17 protein-coding genes are annotated in these 21799 nt (G+C 72.9%); 14 read left to right on the top strand and 3 right to left on the bottom strand.

The genetic code is table 11. The features are described from left to right. Nucleotides 1–194 precede the first annotated feature (194 nt). From COUCH_RS28035 to COUCH_RS28015, 5 genes are all read left to right on the top strand, one after another. A complete protein-coding gene (locus COUCH_RS28035; protein WP_249608213.1) occupies nucleotides 195–1337 on the top strand; it encodes a sensor histidine kinase in 1143 nt (380 codons plus the stop codon). Continuing rightward, nucleotides 1334–1981: a response regulator gene (locus tag COUCH_RS28030; RefSeq protein ID WP_275979993.1), complete on the top strand. Its 648-nt coding sequence runs from the start codon at nucleotides 1334–1336 to the stop codon at nucleotides 1979–1981. The genes COUCH_RS28035 and COUCH_RS28030 overlap by 4 nt, the downstream gene beginning before the upstream one ends. A gap of 81 nt (nucleotides 1982–2062) precedes the next feature. Further along, the gene (locus COUCH_RS28025; protein WP_249608212.1) at nucleotides 2063–3688 is read left to right on the top strand and encodes a methyl-accepting chemotaxis protein; all 1626 of its coding nucleotides are present in this window, start codon (nucleotides 2063–2065) and stop codon (nucleotides 3686–3688) included. A gap of 124 nt (nucleotides 3689–3812) precedes the next feature. Next, nucleotides 3813–5432 carry a methyl-accepting chemotaxis protein gene (locus COUCH_RS28020; protein ID WP_249608211.1) on the top strand — a complete coding sequence of 540 codons (1620 nt, stop codon included), beginning with the start codon at nucleotides 3813–3815 and terminating at the stop codon, nucleotides 5430–5432. A 27-nt stretch (nucleotides 5433–5459) separates the two neighbouring features. After that, on the top strand, nucleotides 5460–5681 hold the full coding sequence (locus tag COUCH_RS28015) for a hypothetical protein (RefSeq protein ID WP_249608210.1): 222 nt from the start codon (nucleotides 5460–5462) through the stop codon (nucleotides 5679–5681). A 50-nt stretch (nucleotides 5682–5731) separates the two neighbouring features. On the opposite strand, the gene fdhA is transcribed toward COUCH_RS28015, so the two are convergent. Then, nucleotides 5732–6979, bottom strand: a complete 1248-nt coding sequence (gene fdhA, locus COUCH_RS28010; protein ID WP_249608209.1) for a formaldehyde dehydrogenase, glutathione-independent — start codon at nucleotides 6977–6979, stop codon at nucleotides 5732–5734. Nucleotides 6980–7155: 176 nt separating this feature from the next. On the opposite strand from fdhA, the gene COUCH_RS28005 reads away from it, so the two are divergent. Both COUCH_RS28005 and COUCH_RS28000 read left to right on the top strand, forming a co-directional pair. Continuing rightward, nucleotides 7156–9243, top strand: a complete 2088-nt coding sequence (locus COUCH_RS28005) for a M14 family zinc carboxypeptidase (protein WP_249608208.1) — start codon at nucleotides 7156–7158, stop codon at nucleotides 9241–9243. 58 nt (nucleotides 9244–9301) lie between these two features. Further along, the gene (locus tag COUCH_RS28000; protein WP_249608207.1) at nucleotides 9302–10273 is read left to right on the top strand and encodes an EamA family transporter; all 972 of its coding nucleotides are present in this window, start codon (nucleotides 9302–9304) and stop codon (nucleotides 10271–10273) included. On the opposite strand, the gene COUCH_RS27995 is transcribed toward COUCH_RS28000, so the two are convergent. Then, nucleotides 10270–10743, bottom strand: coding sequence for a MarR family winged helix-turn-helix transcriptional regulator (locus tag COUCH_RS27995; RefSeq protein WP_249608206.1), 474 nt, complete (start codon nucleotides 10741–10743; stop codon nucleotides 10270–10272). The two genes, COUCH_RS28000 and COUCH_RS27995, sit on opposite strands and share 4 nt — an antisense overlap. Nucleotides 10744–10823: 80 nt before the next feature. Here COUCH_RS27995 and COUCH_RS27990 point away from each other — a divergent pair, with 80 nt between their 5' ends. From COUCH_RS27990 to COUCH_RS27975, 4 genes are all read left to right on the top strand, one after another. After that, entirely contained in the window at nucleotides 10824–11936 is a 1113-nt protein-coding gene (locus COUCH_RS27990) for an NAD(P)/FAD-dependent oxidoreductase (protein WP_249608205.1), read from the top strand. A 77-nt stretch (nucleotides 11937–12013) separates the two neighbouring features. After that, nucleotides 12014–14278 (top strand): catalase, encoded by a 2265-nt coding sequence (locus tag COUCH_RS27985; RefSeq protein WP_249608204.1) that lies wholly within the window; start codon nucleotides 12014–12016, stop codon nucleotides 14276–14278. A gap of 92 nt (nucleotides 14279–14370) precedes the next feature. Continuing rightward, nucleotides 14371–15102: a peptidylprolyl isomerase gene (locus COUCH_RS27980; protein WP_430640822.1), complete on the top strand. Its 732-nt coding sequence runs from the start codon at nucleotides 14371–14373 to the stop codon at nucleotides 15100–15102. After that, on the top strand, nucleotides 15099–16469 hold the full coding sequence (locus COUCH_RS27975) for a S28 family serine protease (RefSeq protein ID WP_249608203.1): 1371 nt from the start codon (nucleotides 15099–15101) through the stop codon (nucleotides 16467–16469). The genes COUCH_RS27980 and COUCH_RS27975 overlap by 4 nt, the downstream gene beginning before the upstream one ends. Here the strand turns inward: COUCH_RS27975 and COUCH_RS27970 are convergent. After that, nucleotides 16453–17037, bottom strand: a complete 585-nt coding sequence (locus COUCH_RS27970) for a TetR/AcrR family transcriptional regulator (protein ID WP_249608202.1) — start codon at nucleotides 17035–17037, stop codon at nucleotides 16453–16455. The two genes, COUCH_RS27975 and COUCH_RS27970, sit on opposite strands and share 17 nt — an antisense overlap. 109 nt (nucleotides 17038–17146) lie before the next feature. Here COUCH_RS27970 and COUCH_RS27965 point away from each other — a divergent pair, with 109 nt between their 5' ends. The 3 genes from COUCH_RS27965 (at nucleotide 17147) to COUCH_RS27955 (ending at nucleotide 21785) form a co-directional block, all read left to right on the top strand. Continuing rightward, on the top strand, nucleotides 17147–18166 hold the full coding sequence (locus COUCH_RS27965; RefSeq protein ID WP_249608201.1) for an aldo/keto reductase: 1020 nt from the start codon (nucleotides 17147–17149) through the stop codon (nucleotides 18164–18166). A gap of 13 nt (nucleotides 18167–18179) precedes the next feature. After that, complete coding sequence (locus tag COUCH_RS27960) at nucleotides 18180–19022, top strand: LLM class flavin-dependent oxidoreductase (RefSeq protein ID WP_249608200.1); 843 nt, start codon at nucleotides 18180–18182, stop codon at nucleotides 19020–19022. A gap of 126 nt (nucleotides 19023–19148) precedes the next feature. Further along, a complete protein-coding gene (locus COUCH_RS27955; RefSeq protein WP_249608199.1) occupies nucleotides 19149–21785 on the top strand; it encodes a glycosyl hydrolase in 2637 nt (878 codons plus the stop codon). Nucleotides 21786–21799 lie beyond the last annotated feature (14 nt).

Raw genomic sequence — 21799 nt, 5'->3', positions numbered from 1 at the left:
GGACGGTGGTGGTCACTGCGGTGCTCCGTTCGTGGTGCCGTGGTTGACGAGGACCACCTTGCCGATCCGGGCGCCGCCGCCGCGTCCGCCGCCGCGTACCGTCCCTGAGCTGCTCGTTCCCCCGAACCGGCTACCGGCGGGGTCCGTCGTTAGGCGGACTCGGCGGCCCCTCGGCGTCCGTACGATCGGCAGGCGTGACCCCTCTGAGATGGCGCGACCCGCGCGTCGTGCCGCTGGTCCTCGGCCCGGCCGTCGGCCTCCTGGCGATCGCCGAGGTCGGCCTCGACGACGCCTTCGCCGCGCACCGGGCGGCGGTGCTGGTGCCCGGGCTGCTGCTCGGCGCGGGGATCGTGCTGGCCGCCCGGCTCCCGCTCGCGGGGGCGCTGATCGCCGCCGCCTGTTTCCCGCTGGGCCTGCTGGTCGGCGCGCCGGACATCGGCGGCGCCGGGCTGATCGGGCTGATCGGGGTCACCGCCTGGTCCGGCTGGCGGCTGCCGCCGCGGCGGTCCGGCATCGCGCTGGCCGCGGCCATGGCCGCCGGGGTCGTGACGTCGCTGCTGGCCGGCCAGTCGGTCTGGGAGGCGATCTTCCAGCCGGCCATCCTGCTGCCCGGCTGGGCGCTCGGCCTGCAGAGCCGGATCAACGGTGAGCGGGCGGCCGAGCTGACCCGGCTCGCGGCGGCCCTGGACGCCGAGCGGGAACGCAACGCGCACGCCGCGGTGGCCTCCGAGCGCACCCGCATCGCCCGTGAGGTGCACGACGCGGTCGCGCACTCGGTGAGCGTGATGACCCTGCAGCTCGGCGGGCTGCGCCGGATGCTCGACGACCCGGAGCACCGCGAGATCGTGCACAACCTGGAACGGCTCGGCCGGCAGTCGGTGGAGGAGATGCGCGGGCTGGTCGGCATCCTGCGCGAGCGGGCCGCGGGCACGCCGGCCCCGGAGCCGTCGCTCGGGCGGGCCGCGGACCTGGTCGGCGAGGTACGGGCGGCCGGCCTCCCGGTCGAGCTGGAGGTGGCGGGCGAGCGCTCCGGCGTGCCCCGGCTGCTGGACGCCTCGGCGTACCGGGTGCTGCAGGAGGCGCTGACGAACGTGCTGCGCCACAGCGGGCCGGTGCCCACGCGGGTGCGGATCGCGTACGCCCCCGGGCAGGTGTCGCTGAGCGTGGTGAACGATCCGGGCACCGCGCCCGCCGAGGAGCCGGGCCGGGGCGGCCACGGGCTGGTCGGCATGCGCGAACGGGTGTCGCTGTTCCGCGGCTCGCTGCGCGCCGGGCCCGAGCCGGACGGCGGCTTCGCGGTCCGGGCGACATTCCCGCTGACCGGGGTGGCGGCGTGATCCGGGTGGCGCTCGTCGACGACGAGGCGATGATCCGGGTCGGGCTGCGGATGGTGCTCAGCGGCGAGGACGACATCGAGGTGGTGGGCGAGGCCGCGGACGGCGACGAGGCGGCCGGCCTGGTCGAGCGGTTGCGCCCCGACGTCGTGCTGATGGACGTCCGGATGGCCCGGATGGACGGCCTCACCGCGGCCCGTCGGATCTGCGCCGAGTATCCGGACAGCAAGGTCGTCATCCTCACCACCTTCGACGAGGACGAGCACGTGGCGGCCGCGCTGCGCGCCGGGGTGAGCGGCTTCCTGCTCAAGGTGGCACCGCCGGAGCAGCTGGTCGAGGCGGTCCGCACGGTCGCGGCCGGCAAGGGCCTGCTCGATCCGGCCGTCACCCTGCGCGTGATCGCCGCGTTCGCCGGCCAGGAGCCGCCGGTCCCGCCCGGGCCGGCGCTCGACCAGCTCACGCCCCGCGAACGGGAGGTGCTGCGGCTGCTCGCCGAGGGGCTGACCAACGCCGAGATCGCCGCGCGGATGTACCTGGGGGAGGCGACCGTCAAGACGCACCTGTCGCGCATCCTCATGAAGCTCGGACTGAAGACCCGCGTCCAGGCCGTGGTGTACGCGTACCGCACCGGCCTGGCCGGCAACTGAAAGATCACCAAGCCTCAACCGGCTCACCGGTCCGCCGATAGGGACGCTCACATTCACGTGGGATCCACCGGAGGGGCATCGATGGCACGACGGGCACGTACGGCGGACGGCGAGCACGGCGGCTGGATCGCGAACCTCCGGGTCGGTGTCAAGATCGGCCTGGCGCTCGTCGTGTCACTGCTGGCCGGCGGCGTGGTCGCGGCCGTGGGCCTGCTGGCGCTCGGTACGGCCAACGCGAACGCCCACGCCATCTACGAGCAGAACCTGAAGCCGGCCGCTGCCCTCGCCGCCGCCCAGGGCTCCTTCGACGACGAGCAGTTCATGCTGGCCCTGGCGACCGTGTCGGACGAGCGCTCCGAGTCGGAGGTGAAGGTCGGCGAGGCCCGGCGCGCCGCCACGGCGTTGGCGACGGGCGTCTACACCTACAAGTCGCTGGGGCTGCAGGGCACCAAGGGCCAGCTGATCGCCCGCCTCGAGAAGGACCTGCTCGCCTTCCACAGCGCCCGCGACGCCCAGCTCGTGCCGGCCGCGCTGGCCGGTGACGGCGACACCTTCGAGCACGGGTACGAGACCGTCGTCGAGCCCCTCGCGAAGCAGGTGAACGCCGACTTCGACGCGCTGCGCGACTTCGAGGCCGCCAGCGCCCAGCGGGCCACCGCCGCGACGGGCGACGCGTACCGCAGCAGCCGCACGCTGATGATCGCCTGCCTGGTCGCCGGCTTCGCCGTGGCGGCGCTGCTCGGATGGCTGACCGTCCGGCGGATCACCGGTCCGCTGCGCCAGGTCAGCGCCACGCTGGCGCGGATGGCCGACGGCGACCTCACCGGTACGGTCCCGGTCCGCTCGCGCGACGAGGTCGGGACGATGGCGGCCGCGGTGAACCGGGCCACCGCGAACATGCGCGACACCGTGCAGTCGCTGGGCATGGCATCGCAGTCGCTGGCCGCCGCGGCCGAGGAGCTGTCCGCGACCAGCGACCAGATCGCCGGCAACGCCGAGCGGTCCAGCACCCAGGCCGACGGCGTGGCGGCCGCCGCGGAGCAGATCCGCGCCAACGTGGAGACCGTCGCGGCCGGCTCGGAGCAGATGGGCGCCTCCGTCCGCGAGATCGCCGAGAACGCGTACCAGGCCGCCGCGGTCGCCGGTGAGGCCGTGACCATGGCCGCCACCACGAACGAGACGGTGGCCAAGCTGGGCACCTCGTCGGCGGAGATCGGCAACGTCGTCAAGCTCATCACGGCGATCGCCGAGCAGACGAACCTGCTGGCGCTCAACGCCACGATCGAGGCGGCCCGCGCGGGCGACGCCGGCAAGGGCTTCGCCGTCGTGGCCTCCGAGGTCAAGGACCTCGCCCAGGAGACCGCCAAGGCCACCGAGGACATCGGCACGCGGGTGACCGCGATCCAGGCGGACACCGGTACGGCGATCACCGCGATCGGGGAGATCGGCGAGATCATCTCCCGGATCAGCGACTACCAGACCACGATCGCCGCCGCGGTGGAGGAGCAGACCGCGACCACCGGTGAGATGAACCGGGGCGTCGGCGAGGCGGCCGCGGGGATCGGCCAGATCGCCGACGGCATCGGGACGCTCGCCGGGGCGACCCGGCTGACGACCGAGAGCGTCGGCGACTCGCAGCGCGCGGCCGGCGAGCTCGCGCGCATGTCGGCCGAGCTCCAGGCCCTGGTGACCACGTTCCGGGTGTGACGGCGACCGGACGGGCAGGACTGCCCGAGCGGAACGGAGAGTGACATTTTCCTGCGGTGACGCGCGCCGATAGGCAGGCTGACAGTGATCAAGCCTGTACGGCACGGGACCGGAGGAACGAAGAATGGCGCGACGGCGGCCGGCGACGGAGAGCGGCACGAGCTGGTTCGGCAATCTTGGCGTCGGTGTGAAGATCAGCCTGGCGCTGGTCGTGTCGCTGCTGGCCGGCGGGGTGGTGGCGACCGTCGGCCTCGTCGCGCTGAGCCGGGCGAATGTCAACGCCACCGAGATCTACGAGGAGAACCTCAAGCCGTCCGCTGCCCTCGCCGCCGCTCAGGGCGCATTCGACGACGAGCTGTTCGACCTCGCCATGGCCAACGTCGCCGCCGAGGCCTCGGAAGCCCAGGAACGGCTGGGCACGGCCAAGCAGGCGGCGGCGGTGGTGCAACAGGGGGCAGATGACTACGCGGCGCTGGGGCTCGAGCCCGCGCAGCAGTCGCCGATGACCGCGCTGAAGGAGGGCCTGACCGCCTTCAACGCCGCCCGCGATGCCCGGCTCATCCCCGCGGCCCTGGGCGACGACCCGGTCGCGTTCGACACTGCGTACGACGGCACCGTGACGGTGATCGACCAGGTCAACGGTGCTTTCGACGCCCTCGCCCGATTCGAGGCGGACAGCGCCTCGAAGGCGGCCGCCGCCACGGCCGGCGACTACCGCACCAGCCGGACCATCATGATCATCTGCCTGGCCGTCGGATTCGCGGTGGCCGCCCTGCTGGGCTGGCTCACGGTCCGGCGCATCACCGGGCCGCTGGGCCAGGTCAGCGCGACGCTCACCCGGGTCGCCGAGGGCGATCTCACCGGCATGGTCGCGGTGCGCTCCCGCGACGAGGTCGGCATGATGGCCGGCGCCCTGAACCGAGCCACCGGTAACATGCGCGACACCGTCCAGTCGCTCGGTCAGGCCTCCCAGTCGCTGGCCGCCGCGGCGGAACAGCTCTCGACCGCCAGCACGCAGATCGCCGGCAGCGCCGAGCAGTCGAGCAGCCAGGCGGGCGACGTCGCGGCCGCCGCGGAGCAGATCCGCCGCAACGTGGAGACCGTCTCGGCCGGTTCCGAGGAGATGAGCGCGTCGATCCGGGAGATCGCCGAGAACGCCAACCAGGCCGCCCGGGTCGCCGGTGAGGCCGTGACGATGGCCCGGACGACCAACACCACGGTCGCCAGCCTCGGCACATCCTCCGCGGAGATCGGCAACGTGGTCAAGCTGATCACGGCGATCGCGGAACAGACCAACCTGCTGGCCCTCAACGCCACGATCGAGGCGGCCCGCGCCGGTGACGCCGGCAAGGGCTTCGCGGTGGTCGCCAGCGAGGTCAAGGACCTGGCCCAGGAGACCGCCAAGGCCACCGAGGACATCAGCGCCCGGGTCACCGCGATCCAGGCGGACACCGACACCGCCATCGCCGCCATCGCGGGGATCAGCGAGATCATCGACCGGATCAGCGACTACCAGACCACGATCGCCACCGCCGTCGAGGAGCAGACGGCCACCACCGGCGAGATGAGCCGCGGCGTCAGCGAGGCCGCCGGCGGGGTCAACCACATCGCCGGGGGCATCGAGACGCTCGCCACGGCGACCCGGGTGACCACCGAGAGTGTCGGGGAGTCCCAGCGCGCGGCCCGGGACCTGGCCCTGATGTCGGGCGAACTGCAGCAGCTGGTCGGCACGTTCCGGGTGTGAGACGGCGGATCGTCCGATACTGGGGTCATGGCCGCCGTACCCGTGGAGATGCGCAGGTGCCCGCGCTGCGGGCACCTGACCCGCGCCGACCGGATGGTCAAGGGGTACGGCCGGGACTGCGCCGCCCAGCTCGGGCTGATCGGCCGCTCGGTCGACACCGGTCACCGTGGGCCGGACCTGCTCGACCTGCTCCCGGAGGAGCCGGCCGACGCCTGCGACGGCTGGGACCGGCCGGCGGACCGGGCCTGAGCCGACCGCAGCGTGCTGCCGCGCCGGCGGGCCGGCGCGGCAGCCGGTGCTCAGGCGGCGCGGCGGCCCACCATGCCGTGCGGGTCGAGGACGTACTTGCGGGCCGCGCCCTGGTCGAAGTCGCGGTAGCCGTCCGGGGCCTGGTCGAGCGGGATCGGGGTGGCGTTGACGTTCTTCGCGATCTGCACCCGGTCGTGCAGGATCGCCATCATCAGCTCCCGGTTGTACTTCATCACCGGGCACTGGCCGGTGACGAACGAGTGCGACTTGGCCCAGCCGAGGCCGAGCCGGATGGACAGCGAGCCCTGCTTGGCCGCCTCGTCCACGCCGCCCGGGTCGCCGGTGACGTAGAGGCCGGGCACGCCGATCGCGCCGCCCGCCCGGGTCAGGTCCATCAGCGAGTTCAGCACGGTGGCCGGCATCTCGGTCCGCGCGTTCTCGCCGTGCCCGCGGGCCTCGAAGCCCACGGCGTCGACGGCGGCGTCGACCAGCGGCTGGCCGATCGCCGGCGCGTCGCGCCCGAGGATCTGCTGCACCTGCTCGACCGGGTCGCCGGCGGACACGTCCACGGTCTCGCAGCCGAAGCTGTGCGCCTGCTCCAGCCGTTCCTTGTTGAGGTCGCCGACGATCACCACGGCGGCGCCGAGCAGGAACGCCGACGTGGCGGCGGCCAGCCCGACCGGGCCGGCGCCCGCGATGTAGACGGTCGAGCCGGTGGTGACCCCGGCGGTCACGCAGCCGTGGTACCCGGTGGGGAAGATGTCGGCGAGCATGGCCAGGTCGAGGATCTTCTCCATGGCCTGGTCGCGGTCGGGGAACTTGAGCAGGTTCCAGTCGGCGTACGGCACCAGGACGTACTCCGCCTGCCCGCCGATCCAGCCGCCCATGTCGACGTAGCCGTACGCCGACCCCGGCCGGTCCGGGTTCACGTTGAGGCACACGCCCGTCTTGCGCTCCTTGCAGTTGCGGCAGCGCCCGCAGGAGATGTTGAACGGGACCGAGCAGATGTCGCCCACCTTGACGAACTCCACGTCGGACCCGATGTCGACGACCTCGCCGGTGATCTCGTGGCCGAGCACCAGCCCCTCGGGCGCGGTGGTGCGCCCGCGGACCATGTGCTGGTCGCTGCCGCAGATGTTGGTGGCGACCGTCTTGAGGATCGCGCCGTGCGGCGTGCGCCGGCCGACGTTCGCCTTGTTGACGCCGGGGCCGTCCTTCATCTCGTACGTCGGGTAGTCGCTGTCGCGGACCTCCACCACGCCGGGGCCCTGATAGACAACCGCTCTGTTGCCTGGCATGTCCTGCCTCCTGGGTTCGACCTGACGGCCATGCTTCTCGCCTGCCGGGACAAAGAGAACCGTCGATAGTGTCGAGACGTGCCGATAGTCGCATTGCGCCGCATACCGTCGCGTTGACATCGGCCGATCCGTGGGATGGGCTGGCAGCGACATCCTTCGATGGCGCAGGAGGTTCGATGATCCGGCTCCGCTGGCCGGCCGCCGCCGTGGTGCTCACCGTGGCGACCGCCCTCGTCCCACCCGCGGCGAACGCCGCACCCGCCCCGCCGCCCGCGCCCGCCGCGGCCACCGTGCAGCTCGTCGCCGGTGAGCACGCGCTCGTCCGCTTCCGGCTGCCCGGCGAGGCCGCGCTGCAGCGCCTCGTCGCCGCGGGCGCTGATCTCGCCGCACGGCCCAGGACCGTGCCCGGGGCGGTGCTGGCCGACGTCGTCGTGGACGACCGGCAGCTCGCCGCGCTGACCGCCGGCGGTGCCGTGCCCGTCCAGCTGATCCAGCGGCAGTCCGACGCCGCCCGCCTGCTCGCCCGCAGTCGCAGCGCCGTCGAGGCACAGGCCGCCGACACGCTGCAGTTCCTGCAGGCGTACTGGTGGACCACGAACGGGCGGACGTTCCTGCAGACGCAGGTCGCCACGACCGCCACCGACGACCCGGACGTCGAGATCACGGTGACGTGGCGGACGGCCGACGGCGCCACCGGGTCGTACCCGCTGGTGCGCTTCGAGGACTCGGGGGAGTACCAGTACCACTACGCGCTGCCACAGCCGCTGCCGGCGCGTCCGGTGCAGGTCAGCGCGACGTCGAGCCTGGGCGGGCAGTCGCGGGCCGTGACGCCGGCGCCGTGGCCGAACGCCACCCCGCCCGCGCAGCCGGCCGGCTACCAGAAGGACTTCGTCGACGCGTACATGACGCCGACGGACATCAGCGCGCGGATCAGGCGGCTGGCCCGGCAGTACCCGGCGCTCGTCGACGTGATCAACCTGCCGGACAGGACCCAGGGCTATCGGCGTACGGCGTCCGCGTACCTCGGTGACCCGGCCGCGGCGGCGGTGGTCGTGGAGTCCGTCCGCTTCGGTGACCAGGGCATGAACGGCGTGCAGGTGCGTACGGTCGATCCCGGCGCGCCGGACCGGCCGCTGGGTGCCACGTACCGGAACCGGGTCCTGACGGTCCGGCTCGCCACCGACTCCGGCGGCAAGGTGATCAGCACGACCGACGACGTGGCCGCCTTCATCTCGGCGCGCTACCCGCAGCGGTTCCGCGCGTTCGTGGAGGAGGGCTCGGCCGGCCTGCCGATGCCGGTCGCCGGACCGGTACGCCTCGACGACGGCCTCGAGGGCACGGAGGTGCCGAAGCGCCCGTGGACCGTGCAGGCGCTGCGCATCGGCAAGGTCCGCGACGGCTCGAAGATCGGCGTTCTGGCCTACTCGCAGGAGCACGCGCGGGAGTGGGCGACGCCGCTGGTGACGCTGGAGTTCGCCGAGCGGCTGCTGGCCAACTACGCGACCGACCCGGCCACCCGCGCCCTGGTGGACTCGGCGGACGTGTTCGTGATCCCGACGGTCAACCCGGACGGCGCCAACTACTCGTTCAACGACTTCAACTTCCAGCGAAAGAACCTGGTCAACCACTGCACCGGTACGGCCCGTGACCCGCGCAACCGGGACTCGTGGGGGGTGGACGTCAACCGCAACTACGCGGTCGGCTCGTACTTCGACGGCTACGTCGGCGGCAGCCCCAACTGCCTCTCCGGCACGTACGCCGGCACCGGCGAGCTGTCCGAGGCGGAGAGCCGCAACGTGATCGCGCTGGCCCGCGCGCACCCGAACATCAAGTTCGCGATGAACGTGCACAGCTACGGCGGGTACTTCATGTGGCCGCCGGGGGCGTACAAGGCGGACGGGCGGGTGACGCTGCCGCGGCCGTCGATCGACGAGTCGAAGTTCTTCCTGGACAGCGCGCGGCGCATCGTGGGCGCCATCGCCGCCGAGCGGGGAACGGTGACCTGGCCGGCGTACACCGGGCCGGTCGCCGACGTGCTGTACTCCGCGGCCGGCAACTCCGCCGACCAGCTGTACTACGACCTCGGCATCGACGCCTGGGACTTCGAGGTGGGCAACGACCGCTGGAACGAGGCCACGCAGGAGTGGGAGGGCGTCGGTTTCCAGCCGCCGTTCGACGAGGCGCACGCCGAGGCCCAGGAGTACGCCGGCGGCCTGGTCGAGCTGGTCCGCGTCGCGAGCGAGCAGGGGGCGCCCGTGCGGTGACGCCACGGTGTTAGCGTCATGAGCGAAAGTCATTTCGCTCGTTACCTCGGGGGTGCCCGTGCGGCCCGTACGCTCCGCCCGCCCGGGCTTCGGCCTGGGCCTGGGCCTGGCCCTGCTGTCCGCGGCCACGTTCGGCACGTCCGGCACCTTCGCCCGGTCGCTGATCGACGCCGGCTGGTCGGCCGGCGCCGCGGTGGCCGTCCGCGTCGGCGTCGCGGCGCTGATCCTCGCCGTGCCCGCAGTGCTCGCCCTGCGCGGGCGCTGGGGCGTGGCGCGCCGGTCGCTGGCCGACGTCGGCCTGTTCGGCCTGCTGGCGGTCGGGGGCGCCCAGCTCGGCTTCTTCAACGCGGTCCGCTACCTACCGGTCGGGGTGGCGCTGCTCCTGGAGTACTCGGGCATCGTGCTGGTGATGCTGTGGATGTGGCTGCGCCACGGCGAGCGCCCGCGCCGGCTCACCGTGGCCGGCGCGGTCGCCGCCGTGGTCGGCCTGGGCCTCGTGCTGGACGTCACCGGCGACGCCCGGCTCGACCCGGTGGGCGTGCTGTGGGGCCTGATGGCCGCGGTGGGGCTGGCCACGTACTTCGTGCTGTCGGCGCGGGTGCACCCGGACCTGCCGTCGGTCGCGCTCGCCTGCGGCGGGATGGCGTTCGGTGCCGTGGTGCTGGTGGGGCTGGGTGCGCTCGGCGTCCTTCCGCTGCACGCGACGTTCGGGTCGGTCGGCTTCGCCGGGCACCGGATGAGCTGGCTGCTGCCGACCGCGGGGCTGGTCCTGGTCGCGGCGGTGATCTCGTACGTCTCCGGCATCGGCGCCGCCCGCATCCTCGGCGCCGCCCTGTCGTCGTTCGTCGGGCTGACCGAGGTGCTGTTCGCGGTCCTCATCGCCTGGCTGGTCCTGGACGAGCTGCCCGGCGTCATGCAGCTGATCGGCGGGGCGTTCGTGGTCGCGGGCATCGCGCTGGTCCGGCTCGACCAGCTCCCGGGCCGCAGGGCGGCCGGGAAGGAGCCGGTGCCGGCGGGCGCCGGCAGCTAGCCGGTCGGCGCGGCGCCGGCCTCGAAGCGGTCGACCGTCTGCCGGCTCCACTCGCGCATGGCCATGGCCTGGTCCGGGGTCAGTGTGTCGAAGAAGTGGCGGCGGATGTTGTCCGCGTGGCCGAGGACGGCCTCCTGGACCGCGCGGCGGCCCTCGGCGGTCAGGCTGACGCCGGTGCGGCGGCCGTTGGACTCGTGGTCGGTCCGTTGCACCAGCTCGCGGTTCTCCATCCGGGTCAGCTGGTGGGCGACCCGGCTCTTCGCCCAGTCGAGCGACTCGGCGAGCTCGCCGACGCGCAGCCGTCCGCCGGGCGTTCTGTGCAGGGTCAGCAGCACGCTGAACTCGGCCTTGGAGATGCCGTAGCCGCGCTGCAGGTCGCGGTCCAGCTCGCGGCTGAGGAGCCGGTGCGCCTGCATCCAGAGATGCCAGAGCTCCCACTGCTCGGGTTCCAGCGTACGGGGCTCGGCCATGGCGAGATGCTAGTCGACCAAGAGTTGACGAGACAACTTCCGGGCCTATAGTTGTCACGACAACTGGGAGGGAGGCGCGCATGGAGCCCGTGGTCGCGGTGGTCGGCGGAGGGTACGGCGGAACACTGGTCGCGAAGGAGCTGGATGCCGTCGCGGACGTGGTCCTCATCGATCCGCGGGAGGCGTTCGTCAACGCGGCCGCCTCGCTGCGGGCACTGACCCGGCCGGAGTGGGCGCCGCACGCGTTCTTCCCGCTCCGGACCCTGCTCGAGCGGGGCCGGGTGATCCGCGATCGCGTGGTCTCGGTGGACCCGGACGGCGTGACGCTCTCCTCGGGTGCGCGGGTGCGGGCCGACTACCTGGTGCTGGCGACCGGCTCCGGCTACCCGTACCCGGCGAAGCCGAGGGCCGGCGCGACCGATGTCGCCCAGCAGCTGGACGATCTCCGCGAGACCCACAAGGAGCTGGCCGGCGCCGGTCGCGTGCTGATCGTCGGCGGTGGCCCGGTCGGGCTGGAGCTGGCCGGCGAGGTCAGGGACGCCTGGCCGGACAAGCACGTGACCGTCGTCGACCGCGGCGACCGGCTGCTCCCGGGCTTCCTGCCCGAGGTGCGGGACGACCTGCGCCGCCAGCTGGCGGACCGGCGGATCGACGTACGCCTGACCACCCGGCTCAGCGCGCTGCCACCGGTCCCGCCCGGCCGGGAGGCTCGCTTCACGGTCACCACCGGCACGGGTGAGCGGATCGTCGCCGACATCTGGTTCCGCGCGTTCGGCGTCAGCCTCAACACCGGCTTTCTGGCCGACGGACACCTCACGCCGCTCAGCGATCGGGGAGCGGTCCCCGTCGCCGAGCACCTGAACGTCCGGGGCTACGACCACGTCTACGCCATCGGTGACGTCGCCGGCCTTCCCGACCCGAAGATGGCCTCCTACGCCATGGAGCACGCCGCGATCGTCGCGGCGAACATCACGGCGCAGGTTGCGGGTGACCCGCCGCAGGCTGTCCACGTCCCGGCATCCGGGCGCCGGATCCTCCTGCCGCTGGGACCGTACGCCGGGGTCGGCCAGCTGCCCACGTCCGACGGGCCCGCCGCGGCGACGGTCGAGGAAGTGCGCCGGCGCAAGGGCTCCGACCTGTTCACCGCCCGATTCGCGGCCCGCTTCATTGGGCCGGGCCACCGCGGCATCTAAAGGCTCGTCGTTTGCGGCGACCGCCTCCGGGTACCCGCTGTGGGCCATCAGCCGCCGAACTTGGAGGATCCGCCCATATGGAGTCGCACAACCCCGCCAAGGTGGTCAAGGACGTCGTGCAGGCCGCCACGGCGAAGGTGGCCGACGCGCTCAGCTCCGACGTGCCCGGCAAGCCCGGCAGTGCCCCGGCGCCGCTGAACGAGCCCACCACGCCGGCCGAGCCGCTGCCGCCGAAGAAGGAGCAGGGCACCCCGGACACACGTACGCCGACCGGCGCCGAGACCGGCGTCCCCGCACCGGCGAAGGCGCAGCAGGGCGCGTACCTGACGACCTCGCAGGGCGCCCGCCTGCGCGACACCGACCATTCGCTGAAGGCGGGCCCGCGGGGCCCGATCCTCATGCAGGACCACCACTTCCGCGAGAAGATCACGCACTTCGACCACGAGCGGATCCCCGAGCGTGTCGTGCACGCCCGCGGCGCGGGCGCGCACGGCGTCTTCGTCGGCTACGGCACGGCGGCCGAGGTCACCAAGGCCGGGTTCCTCGCCAAGGGCAAGGAGACCCCGGTCTTCGTCCGCTTCTCGACGGTCCTCGGCTCCCGCGGATCGGCCGACACGGTCCGCGACACCCGCGGGTTCGCCACGAAGTTCTACACCGACGAGGGCACGTTCGACCTGGTCGGCAACAACATCCCGGTGTTCTTCATCCAGGACGCCATCAAGTTCCCGGACATCATCCACGCCGGCAAGCCGCACCCCGACCGGGAGATCCCGCAGGCGCAGAGCGCGCACGACACGTTCTGGGACTTCGTCTCGCTGCACACCGAGGCGCAGCACCACACCATCTGGAACATGTCGGACCGCGGCATCCCGCGCTCGTACCGGACGATGGAGGGCTTCGGGGTCCACACCTTCCGCCTGGTCAACGAGGCCGGCGAGACGGTGCTGGCGAAGTTCCACTGGAAGCCGAAGCTCGGCACGCACTCCCTGGACTGGGAGGAGGCGCAGCTGCTGGCCGGCGTCGACCCGGACTTCCACCGCCGGGACCTGTACGACGCCATCGAGGCCGGCGCCTTCCCCGAGTGGGAGCTGGGCATCCAGGTCTTCCCGGACACGCCGGAGGAGACGTTCGCCGGGATCGACCTGCTCGACCCGACCAAGATCGTGCCGGAGGAGCTCGCCCCGGTGCGGGCGATCGGCAAGCTCACGCTGAACCGCACGCCCACGAACTTCTTCGCCGAGACCGAGCAGGTCGCGTTCCACCTGGGCCACCTGCCGCCGGGCATCGACGTCACCAACGACCCGCTGCTGCAGGGCCGGCTGTTCTCCTACGTCGACACCCAGCTCACCCGGCTGGGCGGCCCGAACTTCTCGCAGATCCCGATCAACCGGCCGCACGCGCCGGTGAACGACATGCTGCGCGACGGCTTCCACCAGCACGCGGTGCACGCCGGGGTGGCGCCGTACAAGCCGAACTCGCTGGACGGCGGCAACCCGTTCACGACCGAGGAGAACGCGTTCGCCGACCTGCCGGTCATCGTGGCCGAGGCGCCGAAGGTCCGGGCCAACCCGGTCACCTTCGACGACCACTACAGCCAGGTGCGCCTGTTCTGGGCCAGCATGTCGCCGGTGGAGAAGGAGCACATCATCCGGGCGTACACGTTCGAGCTGGGCAAGTGCTACGAGCAGGCGATCAAGGAGCGCCAGCTGCAGTGCCTGGCCAACATCGACCCGGTCCTGTGCGAGCAGGTCGCCGTCGGGCTGGGCCTGCCGGCGCCGGAGCCGACCGTGCCGCTCGCCGAGGTCACCCCGAGCCCGGCCCTGTCCCAGGTCGGCGGCCGGTGGCCGGGCGACGGCCGGATGATCGGCATCGTGGTCGACCCGCGCGGCGGCCTCGACGACGTCAGCGAGGTGCGCCGGGCGGTGTTCGCGGCCGGCATGGTGCCCCTGCTCATCGCCCCGCACGGCGGCATGGTCGGCGGCGACCCGGTGCAGCGCACCTTCGCCACCGCCCGGTCCGTCGAGTTCGACGCGCTGCTGCTCGCCGGCGCGCCGGCCCCGGCGCCCGACGCGCTGCCGGCCCGCGACGCCAAGGCGGGCGCCGAGGGCGGGGTGGCCCTCGCGACCGTGGATCCGCGCGTGGAGCTGCTGATCGACGAGTGCTGGCGGCACGCCAAGGCCATCGGCGCCTGGGGCGAGGGCGTCGCCGCGCTGCAGCAGGCCGGCGTCGCCGGTACGCCGGGCGTCGTGACCGCCGAATCCGGCGGTGCGGCGTTCACGGCCCTGCAGGACCTGCTGTCCACCCACCGCGTCTGGGAGCGGTTCCCCGCCTCGGTCGCCTGATCCACACCGGAACCCTCCGTCCCTGGGTTGACCCCGGGCATGGTCATCGATTAAGCAAGGTCGATGTCTGTCGATGGGGACGGAGGGTTCCGGTGATCCACGCATTCCTGAGCCGCGCGCTCGCGGTGGCGCTCGCGGCCGGCACGGTCGCGGTCGGGGGCACAGCCGCCGCAGCGGCTGGAGCGGGCCCGCAGCAGCCGACCAACGGTCCCTGCCAGTACACGCCCACGCCCGATGAGCCGGCCGCCCGGCCGGTACCGCTGCCGCGCGACCCGGCGCACACCCCGGACCAGGGCACGGCCGGGGTGCTGCTGCGGACGAACCTGGGGCCCATCCCGCTCACGCTCGACCGGGCCGCGGCGCCCTGCACGGTGCAGAGCTTCCTGCACCTCGTCCGGTACCGGTTCTACGACCACACGATCTGCCACCGGCTCACCGCGTACCCGACGCTGAGCGTCCTGCAGTGCGGTGACCCCACGGGTACGGGCGAAGGCGGCCCCGGCTACCGCTACAAGGACGAGCTGCCGACCGACCTGCCGCCCGCGCCGACGGATCCCACGGGTGCCCGGCGCGTCTACGCCCGCGGCGTGCTCGCGATGGCCAACGCCGGTCCGGACACCAACGGCAGCCAGTTCTTCCTGGTGTACGCCGACTCCGCGCTGCGCCCCAACTACACGATCTTCGGCAGCACCGGCCCGGCCGGGCTGCGCACCCTGGACCGCGTCGCCGCCGGGGGAGTGACGCCGACGCCCGAGGACCCGGCGCCCGTCGACGGCCCGCCGGCGCTGCGTACGGAGATCATCAAGGCCCGGGCCGGCTGGTGAGGCGCCTCCTCGTCGCGGCCGTGTCCGCGCTGGCCCTGCTCGCGCCCGCGGCCCCGGCGGCGGCCGCCGACGACCTCGTCGACCGGCTGAACGCGATCCCCGGCCTGACCGTCGTGTCGCAGAGCGAGCCCCAGGGTTACCGGTTCTTCGTGCTGGAGTACCGCCAGCCCGCCGACCACCGGCACCCCGGGCAGGGCACGTTCGCGCAGCGACTGACCCTGCTGCACCGCTCGGCCGACGCGCCGGTCGTGCTGGCCACCGGCGGCTACGGGCTGCCCGCCCAGCCCCGGCCGTCGCAGACCGAGCCGACCGCGCTGCTCGGCGCCAACCAGGTGTCGGTCGAGCACCGCTTCTTCACGCCGTCGCGGCCCCAGCCGGCGGGCTGGTCCGACCTGACGATCTGGCAGGAGGCGTCCGACGAGCACCGGATCGTGCAGGCGCTCAAGAGCATCTACTCCGGACGGTGGATCCAGACCGGCGCCAGCAAGGGCGGCATGACCTCGGTCTACCACCGCCGGTTCTACCCGGGCGACGTCGACGGCGTGGTGGCGTACGTGGCCCCGGACGACGTCGTGAATCCGCTCGACGGCGCGTACGAGCACTTCTTCGCCACGGTCGGGGACGCGACCTGCCGGGCGGCCCTGCGGAACCTGCAGCAGGAGGCGCTGCGCCGGCGCGACCGTCTCGTGGCGCTGCTCGAGGCGGAGGCCGCCGCGAACGGCTACACGTTCGCCGGCACGGTGGGCACGGTGGACCGCTCGTTCGAGCTGACCGTGCTGGACACGCCGTGGGCGTTCTGGCAGTACTCGTCGGCGGCCGACTGCCCGTCCGTGCCCCCGGTCACCGCGACGGACGAGGAGCTGTACGCCTGGATCGACGGCATCGCGGGCTGGAGCTTCTACACCGACCAGGGGCTGGCGCCGTACCTGCCGTACTACCGGCAGGCCGCCGCGCAGCTCGGCTGGCCCGACCTGGCGTTCCGGCACCTGCGCGGCCTCACCCGCTATCCCGGCCTGTACGCCCCCAATGCCGTGCTCCCGGCGGACCTGAAGACGCGGCACGACCCGCTGCCGATGCTGGACGTCGATCACTGGGTGCGTACCCGTTCGGAGCGGATGCTGTTCGTCTACGGCCAGAACGACCCGTGGAGCTCCGAGCGGTTCACGCCCAGCGCCCGCGACTCGCACCTGTACGTCGCACCCGGCGCGAACCACGGCGCGAACATCTCCCGGCTGGCCCCGGCGGACGCCGCGGCGGCCACGGCCACCCTGCGCCGCTGGGCCGGGGTGAGCGACACCGCGGCGCGGACACGGCGGGCGGCCACCCTGCCGTTCGACGACATGCTGCCGCTCAGGCGACCGGAGTGACGTCACCGGGCTGCGTCCCGCGCAGCCCGGTGACCAGCAGCTTGACCAGGCGGCGGGCGTCGTAGCGCTCGTCGCCCTCCACGCCCGCGCACAGGTTGCCGACGCCGCGCAGGAGCTCGTACGGGCTGATCTCCGTGTGGATCTCCCCGGCCGCGACGGCGGCGTCGAGCAGCTGCGCGCAGACGGGCAGGAGCCGCTCGAGGAAGAGCCCGTGCAGGTTCCGGAAGCTCGCGTTGTCGGACTGCAGCACCGCCGCGAGCCCGTGCTTGGTGACCAGGAAGTCGACGAACAGGTCGATCCACCGCGTCAGCGCGGCGTGCGCGGTCGGTCCCTCCTTCAGCAGCTTGGGGCCGGCCTCGGCGCACGCGTCGACCTGGTGCCGGTACACGGCGACGATCAGGTCCGCCCGGGTCGGGAAGTGCCGGTAGATCGTGCCCACCCCGACGCCGGCGCGGGCGGCGACGTCGCGCACGGGCGCGTCCACGCCCGAGGTCACGAAGACGCTCGCGGCGGCTTCCAGGAGCGTCTGCTCATTGCGGCGGGCGTCCGCCCGCTTCTGTGGTGGCACCCACTCATCCTGTCGTACGACGGGGTTGCGTAAGCGGAACGCTGTTCCGTATGTTGGTAGCGGAACAGCGATCCGTTTCCAGTATGCCTCATTCCGCAGGAGGACCACCATGCAGTACCGCACCCTCGGCCGCACCGGCGTGCAGGTGAGCTCGCTCGTGCTCGGCGCGATGAACTTCGGCGCCATCGGACGCACCACGCAGGACGAGGCCACGGCGATCGTCGACGCCGCCCTCGAGGCCGGGATCAACCTCATCGACACCGCCGACATGTACGGCCAGGGCGAGTCGGAGGAGATGGTCGGCAAGGCGATCGCCGGCCGCCGCGACGACATCGTGCTGGCCACCAAGGCGACCCAGCCGATGGGCCAGGAGCGCAACCACCGGGGCGGTTCCCGTCGCTGGCTGGTCACCGCCCTCGACGACAGCCTGCGCCGGCTCGGCGTGGACCACGTCGACCTCTACCAGATCCACCGGTGGGACCCCGCCACGAGCGACGAGGAGACGCTGTCCGCGCTGACCGACCTGCAGCGCGCGGGGAAGATCCGGTACTTCGGTTCCTCGACCTTCCCGGCGTACCGGATCGTGCAGGCGCAGTGGGCGGCGCGGGAGCACCACCTCGGCCGGTACGTGACCGAGCAGCCCAGCTACTCGATCCTGCAGCGCGGCATCGAGACGCACGTCCTGCCCGTCACCGAGCAGTACGGCCTCGGCGTGCTGGTGTGGAGCCCGCTCGCCTCGGGCTGGCTGTCCGGTGCGGTGCGCGCCGGCCGGGAGATCTCGACCCACCGCTCGGCGATCCTGCCGCAGCGCTTCGACCTCACGCTGCCCGCCAACCGGGCCCGCCTGGACGCGGTCGAGCGGCTGGCGACGGTCGCCGACGAGGCCGGCCTGACGCTCATCCAGCTGGCGCTCGGCTTCGTCACCGCGCATCCCGGCGTCACCAGCGCGATCATCGGCCCGCGCACCCCGGACCACCTTCGCTCCCAGCTCGCCGCCGCGGACACCGTGCTCAGCGCGGACGTGCTGGACGCGATCGACGCGATCGTCGCGCCCGGCGTGGACCTCGCCGCCGACGAGAAGATCGACACCCCGCCGGCCCTGCTCGACGCGTCCCTGCGGCGGCGCTGACATGTTCGGGATCATGACCGCTCCGCAGCAGGTGGACTACGCCGACATCCTGAGGGTCTGGCAGGAGGCGGACGCCGTACCGCAGATCGGGCACGCGTGGCTGTTCGACCACCTCATGCCGATCGGCGGCGACCCGGCCGGGCCGGCGTACGAGGGCTGGACGCTGCTGTCCGCGCTCGCCGCCCGTACCGAGCGGCTGCGCCTGGGCGTGCTGGTGACCAGCAACCGGCTGCGGCCGCCCGCGGTGCTCGCCAAGATCGCGGCGACCGTGGACGTCGTCTCCGGCGGGCGGCTCGACTTCGGCATCGGCGCCGGCTCGCGGACGGACATCCCGGAGGCCCGGCGCGAGTACGACGCCCACGGCCTGCCCTTCCACGACGCCGCGTACGCCGTGGGCGCCCTGGCCGAGGCGTGCACGGTCATCCGGCGCCTGTGGACGCAGGATGAGCCGTTCGACTTCCGTGGCACGTACGTCCAGCTCAGTGGGGCCTTCGGCAACCCGAAGCCGGTGCAGCGCCCGCACCCGCCGATCGTCATCGGTGGCCGTGCCGCCGCCACGCTGCGGGTGGTGGCCGAGCACGCCGACGTGTGGAACTATCCCGGCGGCGACGTGGCGGACGCCGTCCGCCGCGGTGCCCTGCTCGACCGGTACTGCGCCGAGATCGGCCGCGACCCGGCCTCGCTCACCCGCTCGCTGGTGCTGCCGGTCGCGTACGACGATCCCGGCCCCACGCGCGACGCGATCGGGCGGGCGACCGAGGCGGGATTCCGGCACCTCGTGCTCTCGCTGCCGGCGCCGTACCCGCACGGTGTGGCGGCGTGGGTGGCCGACGAGCTCATCGAGCCGTCCCGCTGAGCGGCCGCCCGGCTGACACATCGAAGCTGTTCGTACGGTTGCCGACCTCTCACGCTGCGATGAGGATCCCCAGAGGGTGCCGGAACCATCCTTCGTGGACGGCATCCCCTCGGGGAGGAGTGGGCAATGCTGCCTCATCTCGATCAACCGTCATCGCGCAGAGTCCTCGTCGCGGCGACCGCCGCGCTCGCGCTGATCGTCACGCCCGCCGTGTCCGTCGCCGCCGCACCCGGCGGCGACCACCGGCCGGAGCCGTACCGCCGCCACGTCCAGATCGCCGCCGAGCGGGCCCAGCAGGCGCGCACGTTCGCCGAGGAACCCGAGAGCGAGGATCCCGGGGAGATCGCCGAGGCGGCCGAACAGTACGCCGAGGCCCGCAGCGCGCCCGGCATCGTCGCGCCCGGGGCGTACTCGGCGGCGTGGGCGCAGCAGCAGGCGCTGCCCCGCACGCCCGGCAGCTGGCGGCACGTGACGGATCTGCCGTACAACTCGGACGATCCGCGCTACCGCGACGTCAACAGCAACTCGTCCGGCGGCGCCGGCTTCGTCACCGGGCGGATCACCGGCATGGCGGCCGACGACAAGGGCTACGTGTACGCCGGCGCGGCGAACGGCGGCGTCTGGCGCTCCCGCACGGGCGGCGGCCGCTGGCAGCCGATCGCCGACCGGGTGTTCTCGCCGTCCACCGGCGACCTGCGGCTCGACCGGGCCGGGCGGCTCTGGTGGGCCACCGGCGAGGCCAACACGAGCGCCACCTCGTTCGTCGGTTCGGGCGTGTACGTGCTGCGCGACCCGCGGCACGGCTCGTTCCGGGCGTCCGACCGGGTCGGCGGGACCGAGCTGGAGAGCACGATCATCCGCAAGCTCCGGTTCTTCGGCGGCACCGTGTGGGCGGCCACGAACCGGGGCGCGTACTCGCACTCGCTGACCGACCTGCGCGGCCCGTGGAAGCGGGAGTTCGCGCCGAACCCGGACTACCTGCCGGGCGGCACGCTGCAGGCCGATCCGGACGCGGCGTACAAGAACATCATCAACGACTTCGCGGCCGACCCGGCGAACCCCCGCCGCGTGATCATCGCCGCGGGGTGGCGCGCCGGCGACACGTACAACGGCTTCTACGTCCGCAGCGGCGGGACCTGGCAGCGCACCACGCTCGCCGGCGAGATGCCCTCCGACGCGGCGAACGTCGGCATGGTGACGCTGATGCCGTCGGCGGACGGGTCGCGGTACTACGCGATCGAGGAGTCGCCCACGCAGTACAACACCAACCCGGACAGCGCCCTGCAGGGCTTCTACGTCTCCCGGTCCGGCTCGCCGTTCGGCCCGTGGACGCTGGGCGCCGACTACCACGAGCTGGCCGCCTCGGGCTCGGCCCTCACCGATCCGGGCTACATGCCCGGCATCCAGTCCTGGTACAACCAGTTCCTGCAGGTCGACCCCGCGAACCCCGACCATGTGTACGCCGGCCTCGAGGAGGTCTTCGAGTCCACCGACGGCGGGTCGACGTGGACGACGCCCGGCCCGTACTGGAACTTCGGGTTCGAGTGCTGGAGCATCGACCCGGCGAAGCAGACCGGCGACTGCCACCAGACCACGCATCCGGACCAGCACTCCGCGGCCGTCGGTCGCTACCAGGGCAAGTCGTACGTGATGGTGGGCAACGACGGCGGCATCTACCGGCGCCCGGTCCGCGGGCAGGCGGACGCCTCCGGGCACGCCACCGACTGGCGCTCGCTCAACGACGGGACGATCGACGTCCTGCAGTACTACTCGGTCGGCGTGGGACGTGACCGCGGCGGCGTGGCCGTCTCCGGCGGCCTGCAGGACAACGGCCAGTCGATCCTGCGCCCGGGCGACCGGGTGATGGGCTCGAACTTCGGCGGCGACGGCACCGACACCATCGTGGACCCGCGCAACGGCTGCAACATCGCCGAGGAGTACGTCTACCTCGACATCTGGGTGACCAACAACTGCGCGGTGAACGACGGGTCGTGGACCGAGAACCCGGCGCTGGCCACCAGTTACGAGGTCGCCCCGCCGGACAACGAGACCGGCGCCGCGCGCTTCGTCGCCCCGATCACGATGGACCCGCGCAACACCCGCACGTGGATAGCCGGCGGCCAGCACGTGTGGATCCAGAACAACGGCTTCGCGATCCGCTCGGGCGAGGAGTGGCGCAGCCTGTTCGACCTGGGCGAGGGCCATGTCGCCACGGCGGTCGCCACCTCCGGCGGCCTGGTCTACGCCGGCTGGTGCGGCCCGTGCAACAACCAGGGCTTCACCCGCGGCATCGCGGTCGGCCGCACCGACGGTACGGGCTGGCACCAGCTCACGCTGCCGGTGGACGGCACGGTGCCCAACCGGTACGTGTCCGGCTTCGACGTGGACCGGGCGAACCCGCGGCACGTGGTCGTCGCGATCAACGGCTTCTCCCGCAAGTGGACCGAGGGCCCGGGCGCGGGTGTCGGGCACGTGTTCGAGAGCCGCGACGCGGGCGGGCACTGGACCGACATCTCGGGGAACCTGCCCGACGTCCCGGCCAACACGATCCGGATGACGCCCGGCGGCGGCCTGGCGCTGGGCACCGACACCGGGATCTTCTTCCGCTACCCGTGGGGCAGCCGCTGGTCGGCTCTCGGCCGCAACCTGCCCACGACGACCACCCTGCAACTGAAGGACGGGCCGACCGGCCTGCGCCTGTACGCGGCCACCCACGGCCGGGGCGTCTGGTCGTTCGATCTCCCGCAGCTTTACCGGTACTGACCGACCGCTGAGGA

This window comes from Couchioplanes caeruleus, assembly GCF_023499255.1.
GTDB classification, from domain to species: Bacteria; Actinomycetota; Actinomycetes; order Mycobacteriales; family Micromonosporaceae; genus Actinoplanes; species Actinoplanes caeruleus_A.
The sequence above is the reverse complement of the archived record's forward strand: the minus strand, read 5'-3'. Positions and strand labels throughout refer to the sequence as shown.

Coding starts and splice junctions, on each gene's coding strand:
- COUCH_RS28025 (WP_249608212.1), top strand. CDS start 2,063: ATGGCACGACGGGCACGTACGGCGGACGGCGAGCACGGCGGCTGGATC.
- COUCH_RS28020 (WP_249608211.1), top strand. CDS start 3,813: ATGGCGCGACGGCGGCCGGCGACGGAGAGCGGCACGAGCTGGTTCGGC.
- COUCH_RS28015 (WP_249608210.1), top strand. CDS start 5,460: ATGGCCGCCGTACCCGTGGAGATGCGCAGGTGCCCGCGCTGCGGGCAC.
- fdhA (WP_249608209.1), bottom strand. CDS start 6,979: ATGCCAGGCAACAGAGCGGTTGTCTATCAGGGCCCCGGCGTGGTGGAG.
- COUCH_RS28005 (WP_249608208.1), top strand. CDS start 7,156: ATGATCCGGCTCCGCTGGCCGGCCGCCGCCGTGGTGCTCACCGTGGCG.
- COUCH_RS27995 (WP_249608206.1), bottom strand. CDS start 10,743: ATGGCCGAGCCCCGTACGCTGGAACCCGAGCAGTGGGAGCTCTGGCAT.
- COUCH_RS27990 (WP_249608205.1), top strand. CDS start 10,824: ATGGAGCCCGTGGTCGCGGTGGTCGGCGGAGGGTACGGCGGAACACTG.
- COUCH_RS27985 (WP_249608204.1), top strand. CDS start 12,014: ATGGAGTCGCACAACCCCGCCAAGGTGGTCAAGGACGTCGTGCAGGCC.
- COUCH_RS27965 (WP_249608201.1), top strand. CDS start 17,147: ATGCAGTACCGCACCCTCGGCCGCACCGGCGTGCAGGTGAGCTCGCTC.
- COUCH_RS27960 (WP_249608200.1), top strand. CDS start 18,180: ATGACCGCTCCGCAGCAGGTGGACTACGCCGACATCCTGAGGGTCTGG.
- COUCH_RS27955 (WP_249608199.1), top strand. CDS start 19,149: ATGCTGCCTCATCTCGATCAACCGTCATCGCGCAGAGTCCTCGTCGCG.